Annotated in this window: 9 protein-coding genes; all 9 read left to right on the forward strand. The window is 36.1% G+C overall.

Annotation, left to right across the window (positions count from 1 at the left end):
* The first annotated feature begins 96 nt into the window (after positions 1–96).
* The 9 genes from DMB68_RS21000 (at position 97) to DMB68_RS21040 (ending at position 15,836) form a co-directional block, all read left to right on the forward strand.
* Positions 97–3,153 carry a chondroitinase family polysaccharide lyase gene (locus DMB68_RS21000; protein ID WP_110348604.1) on the forward strand — a complete coding sequence of 1,019 codons (3,057 nt, stop codon included), beginning with the start codon at positions 97–99 and terminating at the stop codon, positions 3,151–3,153.
* 5 nt (positions 3,154–3,158) lie between these two features.
* Positions 3,159–4,283: a glycoside hydrolase family protein gene (locus DMB68_RS21005; RefSeq protein ID WP_110348605.1), complete on the forward strand. Its 1,125-nt coding sequence runs from the start codon at positions 3,159–3,161 to the stop codon at positions 4,281–4,283.
* 319 nt (positions 4,284–4,602) lie between these two features.
* Positions 4,603–7,767, forward strand: coding sequence for a SusC/RagA family TonB-linked outer membrane protein (locus DMB68_RS21010; protein WP_196783715.1), 3,165 nt, complete (start codon positions 4,603–4,605; stop codon positions 7,765–7,767).
* Between the two features lie 20 nt (positions 7,768–7,787).
* On the forward strand, positions 7,788–9,464 hold the full coding sequence (locus DMB68_RS21015; RefSeq protein WP_110348606.1) for a RagB/SusD family nutrient uptake outer membrane protein: 1,677 nt from the start codon (positions 7,788–7,790) through the stop codon (positions 9,462–9,464).
* An 88-nt stretch (positions 9,465–9,552) separates the two neighbouring features.
* Positions 9,553–10,755, forward strand: coding sequence for a glycoside hydrolase family 88 protein (locus DMB68_RS21020; RefSeq protein WP_165830185.1), 1,203 nt, complete (start codon positions 9,553–9,555; stop codon positions 10,753–10,755).
* Positions 10,756–10,935: 180 nt separating this feature from the next.
* The gene (locus DMB68_RS21025; RefSeq protein ID WP_110348607.1) at positions 10,936–12,492 is read left to right on the forward strand and encodes a DUF4955 domain-containing protein; all 1,557 of its coding nucleotides are present in this window, start codon (positions 10,936–10,938) and stop codon (positions 12,490–12,492) included.
* Positions 12,493–12,532: 40 nt separating this feature from the next.
* Positions 12,533–13,480 (forward strand): alpha/beta hydrolase, encoded by a 948-nt coding sequence (locus DMB68_RS21030; RefSeq protein ID WP_110348608.1) that lies wholly within the window; start codon positions 12,533–12,535, stop codon positions 13,478–13,480.
* A gap of 57 nt (positions 13,481–13,537) precedes the next feature.
* Positions 13,538–15,028, forward strand: a complete 1,491-nt coding sequence (locus tag DMB68_RS21035; protein ID WP_196783716.1) for a sulfatase family protein — start codon at positions 13,538–13,540, stop codon at positions 15,026–15,028.
* Between the two features lie 25 nt (positions 15,029–15,053).
* Positions 15,054–15,836 carry a gluconate 5-dehydrogenase gene (locus tag DMB68_RS21040; RefSeq protein WP_110348609.1) on the forward strand — a complete coding sequence of 261 codons (783 nt, stop codon included), beginning with the start codon at positions 15,054–15,056 and terminating at the stop codon, positions 15,834–15,836.
* The last annotated feature ends 51 nt before the right edge of the window (positions 15,837–15,887 follow it).

Consider the following 15,887-nt stretch of genomic DNA (forward strand, 5'->3'; position numbering starts at 1 on the left):
GATGCATTGAAATTTTGATTGGGAATTAATAATTCAATTCAGATAAGGCAATACTATAAATAGCCTTAATTTTGAATATTAAACCATTTAATTGCAATGAAAATAGAGACTAAAATCGTTGAAAAGCTCTTTTTAATGAACCTCTTTTTAGCAGGAACCTTAGGTTTTTCGCAACAATCGGGTAATGCTCCCGTAAAAGAATCGTTTGAAAATGAAACTTCAATTGTTACTTATAAAAAGAATAATTCAGGCAGCTTATCGATTAGTAATAAACACCATCAATTTGGGAAATCTTCACTGCAATGGGAATGGTCGGGAGGAAGTTTTTTTGAAACTTCTAATTTTAAAATAATAAGTAAAAAAGACAGTCCCTTGCAATATGGAGATTATTTTCCTGCAAGTCCTACTTTGATCATGTCTTTATACAATGAAAAAGCACAGAATGAAACCATTAAAATTTCTTATGGAAAAAATGGCAAAGAAGAAGTTTGGTTTCCGATAAGTTTAAATTTTACAGGCTGGAGAACAATCAGGGTTCCTTTTTATGAAATGAATGGAAATCCACCAAAAAAAGGAGATGCAATAGGGTATGATACTTTTAGGATAAGCTCAACTTCTACTACAGGCAAAGGAAAATTGTTTTTTGATGACATTGTTTTTTCACAATATCAGGATGACCGTCATTCGTACCCGGATGTAATGGTACCTTTTATCAAACGAAATTTAGAAGAAGGAGCAGATCACTGGATGCCTTTAATAAGAGATATGAAACGGGTTCAGGAACTGCCTTTGAAAGCAGTTTCGGAAGCAACGAAAAATGAACTCACTATCATCAAAAAACGTATTGATGATACTTTCAATAAAGGTGTTGAAAAAAATAATAGTCTATTAAAAGCAAAGGAAGAATTTGCTAAGCTAAATTTAGTAAAAGAGGAAACGGTTTTGGGACCTCCTTTGACTTTTAAGCTTGAAGAGGTACATCCTGATCAGAAAAATTTTACTGATATTGGAACCTTTGGTAAAACGATAAAAAAAATAGCGATTTTTTACCTTAAAAGTACAGATGATAATAAGGCTCAGATAGAGGATATGTTTATTGCTGCATCCCGATATTATTTAGATCAGGGCTGGCAGGAAGGCGCATCAGGAGGGACGAGACACCATATAGGCTACAATACGAGAGAACTTACAGAAGCCTTTTTTATGATGAGAGAACCGTTAAAGAAAGCAGGTTTACTAAATGAGATCGGAAATAGTCTACAGTGGGTTTTTAACCTGGGTAAGATTCTCGGACCTGAAGAAGAATTTCATTCCAATATCGATTATTATAACACGCAGTCTTTCTATCATTTGATGCTGGTTTTTATGTCGGATAATGTGGAAAAACAGGCCGCTTTATTAGAGGCATATTCAAAATATATTTCGATAACTTTAGCTCAGGACAATGAGTTGGGAGTTTTCAAGATTGATGGGACTTCATGGCATCACAACGGACATTATCCTGCTTACGGATTAGGTGCTTTTGCCAGTATTCCTCCTGTGATTTTTACACTTTCCGGAACGCAGTTCAGAATTAATGAGACGGGTCATAAAAACTTCAAAAAAGCACTTTTGACGACACGTTTGTACAGTCAATTGTACAGTTTTGGTTTTGGAAATGCAGGACGTCATCCCTTGGAAGATGATTCTATTAAATCCTTAAAAAATGGATTTTTACTGATGGCGCAATCCGGAAATCCTGAAGGAACTTCTAAAATCGATAATGAAGCAGCAGCAGCCTATTTAAGATTATGGGGCGAAAGCGATAAGTCAAACAGTGCTTTGTTTCAGGCGAATACTGTTGGGAAGGATATTTTGCCGGGCTATCATGTACTTCCGTATGCTGCAACTTCAATTCACAGAAGAAATGACTGGGCAGCAATCATCAAAGGATACAGCAAATATGTCTGGGCGTCTGAAATATATGTTGATGCCAACAGATACGGAAGATATCCTGCAAACGGAAGTATCCAGATAAATAATATTGGTGGCGATCAGGGAAGTGGTTTTAAGCAGGAAGGCTGGGACTGGAACAGATATCCTGGAACAACGGTTATCTATTTACCGTTTAAAGAGCTGGAACCGGATACACCATTACTGATGTTTAGATCAGATGAGACTTTTGCCGGAGCAGTGACTTTGGGTGCTAATGGAGTTTTCGGAATGAAATTGAATGAATCCAAAGGTTCTGATGCAGAAACATCAGAAAGCAAAGCAGGATTCCCCGGGAAACTGAAAGCGAATAAATCGGTTTTTTCTTTTGGCGATAAATTAATATGCATTGGTACCGGAATTTTGAGTATTGATACCGTAAATCCGGTTCAGACAAATTTGTTTCAAAATTTTATAGGAGACAAATCGATACCAATATTTTCATCTAAAAGTAAAAATATTTCGACGTTTCCTTATCAGGCAAAAATGGAATCCACAGGAAAACCAGGTAAATGGCTGATTGATGCATATCAAAACGGATATTATATTTTATCACCTAATACAATTGAAATCAGGAGACAAGCTCAGGAATCTTATAACAATGCCTATTCGATTAATACAGGTAAAATGAATCCAAAAGTAAAAGACGCTACTGTTACAAACGGGGACTTTGCTTCCTCATGGATAGATCACGGAAAAGTACCAAAAGATGCTTCTTACCAATATGTTATTTATCCGGGACTTGAAAAAGATGCGGTTAATTCTTTCGAAAAGAAAATTAAAAAGGATAAATCCTATCAAATTCTGAAAGCTGATAATGTTGCCCATATTGTAAAAGATAAGGATACTGAAACAACAGGATTCGTAATATTTGATTCGGGTAAAGAGTTGGACAATGCTATTTTAAAAAGTGTTTCTGTTCCTTCGCTTTTAATGATTAAAAATGAAGCGAAAAAACTAACAGTAAGTGCGGTGCAGCCGGATCTTAATTTTTCGGCAGGTAAAGATAAAGGCTTTAGCAACTATAGTATGCCTGTTGACCTGACCATTACGCTGAAAGGAGAATGGAAACTCGCAGCTGATTCAGCAGTAAAATCTATTGTGACTGACGGAAAAAATACAGTCATTACGATGGAATGCAGACATGGATTTTCGAATCAGATTAATTTAATAAAAAAATAGGGTTTATGAAAAGAATGCTTTTTTTATGTCTTGTGTTAATTGGGTTTCAGTCAGTGTCATCTCAGGAAAAGTTAACAAATTTAGTAGAGCTGAAAAAAAACTCAAAAAATGAAATCTTCCACAATTTAGGTCAGGCTGATAAAAAGGGCGGTTTTTTCCTCAAAGGTTATTGGGTTTGGGACAATTCGGTGATAAAGGGAGAGGATGGTAAATATCATTTGTTTTCGTCCTGTTATCCCGATAGTATTCCTTTTCATCCGGGCTGGATGGTTTCTGCAGAAATTATTCACGCCGTTGCTGATAAACCCGAAGGCCCTTTTCGGTTTGTAAATAAAGCGCTCGAAGCCCGTGGAGCCCAGTATTGGGATGGCCGATCCACATTCAATCCACAGATATTTAAGCATAAAGGTAAATATTATATGTTTTATGTAGGGTCTACTCATCCATTTGAAGAAGCGAAGCATGATGAACTTACCGTTGAAAGCAAATGGTGTATTGTAGGCCGAAGCAATAAACGTGTTGGACTGGCAGTTGCGAATAGTCTTGACGGACCTTGGGAAAGAATGGACAAACCTATTCTTGAAACAGAGCCCAATACTTTTTATAGCTTTCTGACCTCAAATCCGACTATGGCGATCAATGATGACGATTCGGTTTTGATGATTTTTAAAGCCAGGGCATACGAAGGCAACATACACGGACCGATGTCACTTGGTGTTGCTTTTGCAAAAACTATTACCGGGCCTTATACCGTTTTGAATAATAAAAAACCTGTTTTTGATGCTAAAATAACAGGGGAACTTGAAGATCCTTTTCTGTGGAAAGACAAAAGAGGGTATCATGTTGTGTTTAAAGATCATAAAGGAAAATACACAAGTGAATGGGGCGGAGGCGTTCTGGCACATTCTGCTAATGGAACAGACTGGAAAATGGATAATGATCCAAAAGCCTACTCTAAAACAATTCAGTGGGATGATAAGACAATTGAAAAAAGAGGGCAATTGGAAAGACCTTTTATACTTTTTGAGAGCAATAAACCACGCTGCATGTATTTTTCTACGATGGATGGAGAAGGAGGTTTTGAAAACGGAACATATTCAGGTATTTTGGCAATACCGTTTTTAAAATAAACGTATTACTTTAAAAAGGTAAGAAGAATAATTTAAGAGGGACTTTGTGTTCCTCTTTTTTATTTTGGAACAATTATTTGTTTGTTATTGATAATCAGGTTTCAGTAACTTGTTTTTTGTAGGTTTTTACCTTTATTAGATATTAAAAAAGTGCTCGAGCACATTCTTTTTAGGTCTTGATATGTAAGGAATTTTTGATTTTTGTATTAAATTTATGTGTTCGAGCACATTTTTTAGCAATTTCCTTGTTTTTATAATAACCTTTACATAATATTGTATCACACAACCGACAAATTAACCAAAAAACTAAACTAGAATTATGAAAAAATTTAATTTAAAATATCCGCCTTTCGATAAGGTTTTCAAGCCTTTACTTGTTGGTATTTTTTTGATACTCATGCCAGTTTTTGTAAAAGCACAAACCCAGACGATATCCGGTACTGTATATGATGATAAGAAAGATCCTCTGCCTGGTGTTACCGTTATGGTAAAAGAAACAAAACAAACCGTACTTACTGATTTTACAGGTCAGTTCAATATAAAAGCGAGTGCTTCATCTCAATTGGTTTTCAGCTATATGGGCTTTGAAACTTTTACAGCTCCTGTTGGAAATAAAACTTCAATGGTTGTTACATTAAAATCTTCAACCAATGATCTGGAGGAGATTGTTGTAGTAGGATATGGAGCAGTAAAGAGAAAAGATTTAACAGGATCGGTTTCTAGTGTAACTATGGAAGACATCAATAAAGCGCCTGTTCGTTCTTTTGATGACGCTTTGGCAGGTCGTGTGGCCGGAGTTCAGGTAACTTCTGCAGATGGTAGACCGGGTTCTGGTGTTAACATTGTTATTCGTGGAAATAACTCCGTTACTCAGGGTAACAGTCCTTTGTATGTTGTGGATGGTTTTCTGATTGAGGATCCTAATAATAATGTGATTAATCCGGCAGATATCGAATCTATTGATATTTTAAAAGATGCATCGGCTACCGCTATTTATGGAGCCAGAGGAGCCAATGGTGTTGTGGTAATTACAACTAAAAAAGGTAAAGAAGGTAAGGCAGTATTCAGTTTTAACAGTACTACCGGAATTCAGAATATGGCTAACAAGTTAGAATTAATGAATCCTTATGAGTATGTAAAATACCAGTTAGAATTCAATCCTGCAGCTACAGGAACACCGATGACTCCAACCGAAATTTATCTTTCTGACGGAAAAACACTTGATTATTATAAAAACCAAAAAGCGATTGACTGGCAGGATCTTACCAGCCGTACCGCTTTGTATCGCAATAATGATTTTGCGGTAAGAGGAGGAACAAAAAAGCTTAAATATGCATTTTCTGCATCGGCTACAGATCAGGACGGTATATTGTTAAATTCAAATTATGCAAGATATCAGGGACGCGCGGTTATAGATTATGCTATTACCGATAAGTTAAAAATAGGAATTAATACAAATTACAGTTATTTGAAACAAACAGGAATCGATCCGACTAAAGGAGAAAATGGTTCGACTACCAATGTTATGACTTCGATCTGGGGAATGCGACCTGTTGCTTCTGATGATTTTAATTTGGTTGACGAATTTCAGGATCCGGATATGAATGCTTCTAATGATTACAGAATCAATCCTGTAATGAGTCTTGAGAACACTTATGATGTAACAAAAACCAATAATATCAATGCAAACGGATATGTGGAGTATCAGTTTACAAAAGATTTAAAATTAAGGTCAACTTACGGAATTATTGAAAACAGAACAGAAAGAGATGAGTTCTACAATACAAAAACATCCAGTGGACGTCCGGGAGGTGTAAACGGTGTAAACGGAAAAATTTCGCATACCAATTACAACAACTGGCTAAACGAAAACACCCTGACCTGGGATAAAAAGTTAGGTGAAAAATCAAAATTAGTTGCTGTAGGAGGTTTTACTGCCCAACAAAGAAAAACATGGAGTTATGGAAGAGCTGTAAATCAATTACCTAATGAAGACCTGAGATTTGACGGCTTTGATCAGGGAGTTCAGTTAAGAGTAGATCCGTTGGCTTCAGACTGGACTATGGCTTCTTTTTTAACAAGGGTGAATTACAGTTACGATTCTAAATATTTGTTCACAGCTTCATTCAGAGCTGACGGATCTTCTAAATTTCCTTCAAAAAACCATTGGGGATACTTTCCGTCTGCAGCTTTTGCCTGGAAATTTGATCAGGAAGAATTCATTAAAAATTTCGAACAGTTATCAACAGGTAAATTGCGTATAAGTTATGGGCAAACCGGAAATAACCGTGTAGGGGATTTTGATTATCTCACAAGCTACTTTGATCCAATAATAAATAGTTATGTTTTTGACAATCAATACGTACCGGGTGTAGTGGCTACAAAACTGGGTAATTCTGACTTGAAATGGGAAACTACAGAACAGATTGATGCAGGAATTGATTTAGGTTTCTTTAAGGAAAGAATCTCTTTGAGTGTGGATGTTTATAAAAAAGTAACTAAAGATTTATTATTGAATACACAGCTTCCTCCAAGTTCAGGTTTTGGCGCTGCATTCAAAAATGTTGGTAGTGTAGAAAATAAAGGTTTGGAAATCACTTTGACTACTAAAAATATTGTTACTAAAGATTTTACATGGACATCAAGTGCTAACATTGCTTTCAATAAAAGTAAATTAACAGCTTTAGGTGAAGGACAAACTTCACTTGAGAGTGTTGTTAAGTGGGACAATACATGGGGCAATACAAGTGCTTATATTGCAAAAATTGGAGACCCTTTAGGACAAATGTATGGATATGAATGGCTGGGAACCTATAAGAGGGAAGATTTTGATGAGCAGACAAACGGTACTCTTTTGTTAAAAGCAGAAGTTGCCACTAACGGAAATACAAGAGCAACTATTCAGCCGGGAGATATCAAATATAAAGATCAAAACGGTGATAATGTTGTTAATTCACAGGATTATGTGGTAATAGGTCATGGTTTACCAATTCATACAGGTGGATTCAGTAATAATTTTACCTATAAAGGTTTTGATTTAAATGTTTTCTTTCAATGGTCGTATGGCAATGATATTTTAAATGCAAATCGTCTTTTGTTTGAAGGAAATGCAAATGCTCAGGGAAATCTGAATCAGTATGCTAGTTATCAAAATCGTTGGACTACTGAAAATCAAGACTCTGATATGTTTCGTACCAGAGGTTTCTTTGGCGGAGGATATTCAACAAATTATGTTGAAGACGGTTCTTATTTAAGATTAAAAACGGTTGCTTTAGGATACAATCTGGATTCAAAGTTTGTTGCTAAATTACGTTTGAAATCATTGAGATTCTTCGTGTCAGGACAGAATTTAGTAACCTGGACAAAGTATTCAGGATTAGATCCCGAGGTAAATACATATAGTTCTGCCTTAACTCCGGGATTTGATTTTTCTGCCTATCCTCGTGCCCGTACTTTTGCTTTCGGTACAAACATTACATTTTAATAACACTAAATTATTTTCAAATGAAAAAGATATATATAGTACTGATTTTAGCCGGAATGATGACAAGTTCCTGTGAAGATTTTTTAAATACCGAGCCAACTGATAAAATTTCTTTAGAACAATATTATACGAATGAAGAAGGCTTAACCCAGGCTTTGGCAGGGGTGTATGACCCATTAGGTTCAGAGAAAATATATGGTAATAATTTATATACTTATCTGGAAGTATGTACAGATGAGGGATATTATGCCCGTTCGGCACAAACTACAGGTGTACAGGTTTATAATTTTAATCCAAGTTCAACAGAGGTTACCAATTTGTGGACAGAACTTTATAACGGAGTTAACAGAGCCAATGATTTAATAGCACATATTAATGTGCCAAAAATGGATGAAGAAAAAAGACAGGTTATATTAGGTGAAGCCTTATTTTTAAGAGGATACTATTACTTTATGCTGGTTTCCAGATTTGGAGATGTACCTTTAAAACTTACCCCTACAACAAGTCCTAATTCAGTTCAGATACCAAAAACAGCGACTGCTGAAGTATATGCTCAGATATTAAAGGACATGACTGATGCCGAAGCAAAAGTAGCTACATCTTCATCAATAGGATATCCAAGCCGTGTTTCAAAAACGGTAGTTCAGGGAATTCTGGCAAGAGTATGTCTGCAAATGGCAGGCTATCCTTTAATGGATACTGCAAAATACGCAGATGCATTAAGCTGGTCAAAAAAAGTAATAGATTCAGGAGAACATGCTTTAAATGTTAGTTATAATACGGATCCGGCTTATAATAGTTTTAATCAGACTATAGCAACTGTTCCGGTTAATTCAAATAATGCATACCGTCAGATATTCATCAATCATGCAAGTGATGTTTATGACATCAAAGAAAGTATGTGGGAAATCGAGTTTAAAGGAAATCGTACCGATGGTTATTCTGATGCAGGACGTTTAGGAAGCCAAAATGGTATCACTATGGCGCCATCATCTGCAACTTCAGTTTTATTAACTAACTTAGGATATTGCTATGGTTTTGTAAAAGGAACCGGACGTTTATGGAGTAAGTATGGCACAGGGGATTTACGTCGTGACTGGGTATTGACTACTTATACTTTTGCGGTCAATAATACTACTAATGTGGCAACTAAAACAGCTATTTCGAAAACACAGCCTTACACCAGGGATTGTGGAAAGTGGAGAAGGGAATATGAAACGCTGACACCAAAAAATAAAAATTATACGCCAATCAATTTCCCTGTTTTAAGATATTCAGATGTTCTTTTAATGTATGCCGAAGCTGAAAATCAGGTAAACGGAGCAACTACAAATGCATACGAAGCCATTAATCAGGTAAGACGCAGAGGATATGGACTTCCAATTAATACGCCAAGCGCAGCAGCTGATTTGACCGGACTTAATGCCGGAGCTTTTCAACTGGCTATCGAAGATGAACGTATGCGTGAATTGTGTTTTGAAGGATTGCGTAAAATGGATTTAATTCGTTGGAATAAGTTTGTTGCAACAATGAATTCAGTGGGAGCTGAAATAGGAGCTAATACAAATGCTACGGCACAGCAATATGGTGGTTTAGGAGGTAAAAGTGTTACAGCAAGAAATTTGTTGTTTCCTATTCCTTCTTTAGAAATATTGTCTAATAAAGCATTAACGCAAAGTGAACTCTGGTTACAATAAAAATAAAACCGGAAGAGCATTTCTTCCGGTTTTTTAAATAATTCCCGAAATTGCATTTTGAAAGAAACAAACTCATAACAATTAAAAAATGAAAAAAATCATATTAGTATTCCTGTGTTTTTTTAGCCTTTTCAGTTTTGCTCAAAAGTCAAAGGATTATGCTGCAATGAAAAAATTAATTGCTAATAATTTTGCTTTTGCGGCAAAGCAATATCAATATCTGGAGAAAGCTACGCCTGTAGATTCCATGCCCAAAACGTTTAAAGACAATCGGAACGTTAATTCAGATGTTTATTGGTGGTGTAGTGGTTTTTACCCGGGAACACTTCTATATATTTATGAGTATACTAAAAAGCCCTTGATTCTGGATGAAGCCAAAAAAAGACTGGCAATTTTAGATACGGTAAAATATTTTACTAAAAACCATGATTTAGGTTTTATGATGTTTTGCAGTTTCGGAAACGCTTATCGCCTGACAAAAAATGAAGAATATAAAAAAGTAATTCTGGAATCTTCAAAATCACTGGCAACCCGATATCGTCCGGATGCCAAGGTGATCCAGTCCTGGGAAATTACCGATGGCGGATTGAGGCAAAAAGGTTTTGTTGGCCCGGTTATTATTGATAATATGATGAATATTGAAATGCTGGAATGGGCAAGCCAGAACAGCACCGATAAAAGTTTTGCGGACATAGCCAGAAATCATGCAAACAGCACCATAAAAAATCATTTCAGGCCTGATTACAGCAGTTATCATGTACTGGATTATGATTTAACCACAGGAGAAGTCCGCAAGAAAGTTACAGCACAAGGTTTTTCAGATTCGAGTGCATGGAGCAGGGGACAAGGATGGGCATTATATGGTTACACGATGATGTACCGTTTTACAAAAGATCCGGCTTATTTAAAACAGGCACAGGGAATTGCAAAATTTATACTGAATCATCCAAATTTACCTGCTGATAAAGTTCCGTACTGGGATTTTGATGCTACTGAAATTCCTAATGCTTTGCGTGATGTATCTGCTGCATCAGTTTATGCATCAGCATTGTTAGAGTTAGGGCAATATACTTCAGGAGAAGAAAAACAAAATTACGTCGATGTTGCCAAAACCATTCTCAAATCATTATCGGGCTCAAAATATCGTGCTCAGTTAGGTACGAATGGAGGATTTTTATTGATGCATAGTGTCGGTTCGATTCCGCATAAAAGCGAAATTGATGTTCCGTTAACGTATGCCGATTATTATTTCCTGGAAGCATTGTTACGTTATAAAAAGTGGTATTTATAAATTGTTTGGTTAACTATTTCAATACATAAGGATAGCTTTTAAATTGCTAAAGGTTTTTTGCTGGTCTCAATCTATCTATAATTTTAGCTGAAAATTATAATTTAAAGCTATCTTCTATGTGTTGAATAAATTGCATTATGCTGTTTTAAAGGATGTACGGTTTATACTAAAAAAGATAAGATGTATAATTTTAATAAAAAACATATTCGAACAGGGTTTATTGCAGCTTTGAATTTGTTTGCTGTCACATTATCCGCTCAGCAAAAATCCAAAATATTTGAAGATTACAAGAAAGACAAGACCCTTTTGCCTGATTTCTCTTATGTGGGTTACCACCATGGCGAAAAGGCAATTCCGAATGTAACTAACTATAAAATCTTTGATGTTACTTCTTTTGGAGCAAAACCTGATGATGGAATTTCAGATAAGACAGCCATTCAAAAAGCAATTGATGCAGCGAATAAAAATGGCTCGGGAATTGTTTTTTTTCCGAAAGGGAGGTTCTTAGTTAATGAAGACAGCGATTTGGCCAATTCTGTAATTTCAAAAAAAGGACATATTGTTTTCAGAGGAAGCGGCTCAGGCACAGGAGGAACAGAGTTGTATATGAAAAACGCTCTTCCACCCGCTGATCCTTCTAAAATGTGGACAGTTCCGCCGTTATTTATTTTTGGCAGTTCCGGTTCTGATAAAAAAATAGGTGAGGTTACGCAGGCAGTTTCTATTGGTAAATTCACTATAAAATTAAATACCACCGAAGGTCTGGCAGAAGGGGATTGGATTGTTCTAAAATTACTCGATAACAATAAAGACTTAATTGCATCAGAATTAAAACACAATAAAGTTGAACCGGAATGGACTTATCTTATCGAGAAAGGAATTGATGTCAAAGTTTTTTATCAGATTAAGAATATAAAGAAAGATGCAGTAACACTTTTTGCACCTGTTTCGTATGCAATTGATCCAAAATACAAATGGGAAGTTTACAAATTCGCCAACAGTGAAGAGGTTGGGATAGAAGATATTGCATTTGTGGGTAATTGGACAGAAAAATTCGTTCACCACCGTTCATGGAAAGACGATAGTGGTTTTACGATGCTGAATATTAGAAGAAACACTAATTCATGGATGAAAAATTGCCGTTTTACAGATTGCAGTGTTGCGGCAACAATTGCCCAAAGTGCCAATATTTCTGTTTTAAATTGTAAAATCGATGGTAATGCCGGACATCAGGCGATAAACTCGAATGGTTCTACCAATGTACTTATAGCTAATTGTGTTGATGAAGCATCACAATGGCATTCTTTCGGCTCATCACATGGGGCTATGAATACGGTAATTTGGAAATGTAAATATCCTTCGACTACTTGTTTTGAATCACATTCGAGCCAGCCCAGAAATACATTGCTGGATAATGTCGAAGGCGGTTTGATGAATGGCCGTGCGGGCGGTGCAAAAGAAAATATGCCCAATCATATGCAGGGTCTGGTGTTGTGGAATTACAAACAAACGAATGAAGCTGTAAAAGATTTTGAGTTTTGGCCTTCTCCGGAAGTATTTGAGTGGTGGAGAATTCTTAATCCAATAGTGGTTGGTTTTACAAGCAAGGGCACAACTTTTAAAATGGAGCAATTAGGACAGTCTGAATCAATAGGAAAAGCTGTTGAACCGGGTTCCTTGTATTTGGCTCAATTGAAATTAAGACTGAAAATGATACCGGATTGGTTGAAAAATTAACGATCATTCAATAATCACACATTATCAAAAAACAAATTTCATGACCCAATCAATTATTTTATCCGAAAAAGAACCCTCACTAATTTTATTCTTTGGAATGGGTATTTCCTCTTTTTCGGAAAATAAAGAAATAAAATTATGGGACAAAATTCCGGATGCTATAACCACTAAACGGTATAAAGAAGTACCGAGAATAGATGACCTGGGAAATATTACGGGAATCCGAAAAGTTATTGAACCTACGCTGAAAATATTTTTAGCAGAGAATAAAGGAGCCAAAAACACTGCGGTTGTTATTTGTCCAGGCGGAGGGTATGCCCTTTTGTCTCATGAAAAAGAAGGCGAACATGTAGCCAAATGGTTTCAGTCTATTGGTATTTCGGCTTTTGTTTTGAAGTACAGGCTTCCAAGTGATGCCATTATGAAAAACAAAACAATTGGTCCGTTGCAGGATGCTCAGGAAGCGATAAGAACTTTGCGCCGAAATGCTGACGAATGGAATCTTGATATGTCAAAAATTGGAATCATGGGCTTTTCGGCAGGAGGACATTTGGCCTCAACTTTGTCAACACATTATAATGACAAAGTGTATGAATGCAAAGATGATAGCAGCGCACGTCCTGATTTCTCTATTTTGATTTATCCGGTAATTTCGATGGAAGACGGAATTACGCACAGTGGTTCAAAAGAAAACCTTTTAGGAAAAACGACCAGCAGTGAAATGATTGCCAAATATTCGAATGAAAAACAGGTTAACAAATCCACTCCAAAAACTTTTTTGATACATGCTACTGACGACAAATCGGTCCCGGTTGAAAACAGCATCAATTATTATTTGGCATTAAAGCAAAATAAAGTTCCGGTTGAAATGCATTTGTATGAAAATGGTGGACATGGTTTTGGTTTAGGAGTTGCAGGAACCAATAAAAATTGGCCAAAGGCTTGTGAAAAATGGTTAGCTGCAAATGGTTTGATTAAAATTCCATAAGAAAGACATAATCAATTTTAAAAAGAATTAAATCTATACTATTTAATGACAATAAGAATGAGAGTTATAAAAAATAAAAAAGACAATATTTGTATTAAAACTATTCTGTTTCTTTTCCTAGTAGCAGGAATTACAGCTGTTGCACAGAAAAAAACCGAATCTAAAACCCCTCCAAACCTGGTGATTATTTTAGCCGATCAATGGAGAGGTCAGGCATTGGGATTTGAAGGAAAAGAGCCGGTTATGACTCCTTTTTTGGATAATTATGCTAAAGAAAGTTTAGTACTGGGTCAAATGGTAAGTAACTATCCGGTTTGTTCTCCGGCAAGGGCGATGCTCATGACGGGCCAATATCCGATAAAAAACCATGTGTACAGTAATGTAAATTCTTCATCTGCTCCCTTTGGAATTGAATTACAAGATGATGCTGTCTGCTGGTCTGATGTTTTAAAAGCAAATGGATATTCTAATGGATACATTGGAAAATGGCATCTTGATTCACCATACAAACCTTATATCCCCACATCAAATAATATAGGTCCGGTAGCCTGGAACGAATGGACTTCTCCGGATAAAAGACATGGTTTTGACTATTGGTATGCTTATGGAACTTATGATGAACATGACAGGCCAATGTATTGGGATACGAATGATAAAAGAGATGATTTTAAATATGTGAATCAATGGGGACCAATTCATGAAGCGGATAAAGCACTGGCTTTTTTCAAAAATGAAAGCGGGAATATCCGTAAAACGGATGCTCCTTTTTCACTGGTAGTCTCAATGAATCCGCCACATTCGGAATACCAGACTGTTCCAAAAAACTATTATGATTTATACAAGGATATTCCTTTGGAAGATTTAGTAAAAGATCCTAATATTCCGCCAGCAGGAACAGAATTAGGCGACCAATACAGAAAAGATGTTAAGTATTATTATGCGAATATCACGGGAGTTGATGAACAGATAGGCCGAATTCTGAAGGGCTTAAAAGATCAGAAACTGGATGAAAATACTATTGTGGTTATTATGGCCGACCATGGAAATTGTCTCGGGAAACATTCCGAAATATCCAAAAATAACATTTTTGAAGAGTCATTAAGAATTCCCTTTATCGTTAATTGGAAAGGTCATATTCAGCCACGAAAAGACAATGTATTCTTAGGAAGTCTTCCCGACATTTATCCAACCCTTCTGGAATTAATGGGAATGAAAAGCAAAACCCCTAAAAATTTAGATGGTAAAAGCTTCGCAAAATACTACCTGAACGGAAAAGGAGAAAAACCAAAAGAACAATATATTTTAGGAGCAATTGTCAGTAATAATGTCGATATGAATACCGGTTTCAGAGGGATTCGTACAAACGATTACAAACTGGCTTTTGTAAAGAAAAAAGGTAAGGGTGAATATGTATTATACGATTTAAAAGCTGATCCTTTTGAACTGACGAATATTTATAAACCGGATTTACCAATTGTGAAAAAATTACAGCCAGTTTTATTTCAATGGATTGAAAAAACAAAAGACGGCTTTGTGATAGATAAATAATGCAAACAATATAATAACAACTACAATGAATTTATTTGATTTAAAAGGAAAGAAAGCAGTAATTACAGGCGGAATCCATGGTTTAGGAATGGCTATGGCCGAAGGATTGGCACAGGCCGGAGCCGAATTAATTATTACCAATAATACTCTGGAACCATTAGAAACAGCTATTGAATATTATAAAAATAAAGGATACAAAGCTACAGGTTATGTTTTTGATGTAACTGATGAGGTTGAGGCTGAAAAACAGGTTACAGCGATGGAAACTGCGCACGGTCAAATAGATATTTTGGTTAATAATGCAGGGATTATCATGCGTGTAATGGCTATTGATATGAAAGTGGAAGATTTCCGAAAAGTAATTGATGTTGATTTGGTTGGTGTATTCATCATGTCAAAATTGATTGCCAAAGGAATGATTGCAAGAAAGGCAGGAAAAATTATCAATATTTGTTCTATGATGAGCGAACTGGGGCGTGATAATGTGAGTGCTTATGCTTCTGCAAAAGGAGGTTTAAAAATGCTGACAAGAAGCCTGGCTACAGAATGGGCAAGACATAACGTTCAGGTAAACGGTATTGGACCGGGGTATTTTGCAACTTCGCAGACAGAACCAATTCGCGTAGACGGTCATCCGTTTAATGAGTTTATTATCAGCAGAACACCTGCCGGGCGTTGGGGAGATCCTGAAGATCTTGCCGGAACAGCTGTGTTTTTAGCTTCAGACGCAAGTAACTTTGTTAACGGACAGGTTATTTATGTAGACGGAGGAATTCTTGCAACCATTGGGAAACCTTCTAATGAATAATAAATCTCAGTTTCTACACATATTACTTTAAAATAGCAGTAGAAATTATCT

It is taken from the genome of Flavobacterium hydrophilum (assembly GCF_003202405.1).
GTDB classification, from domain to species: Bacteria; Bacteroidota; Bacteroidia; order Flavobacteriales; family Flavobacteriaceae; genus Flavobacterium; species Flavobacterium hydrophilum.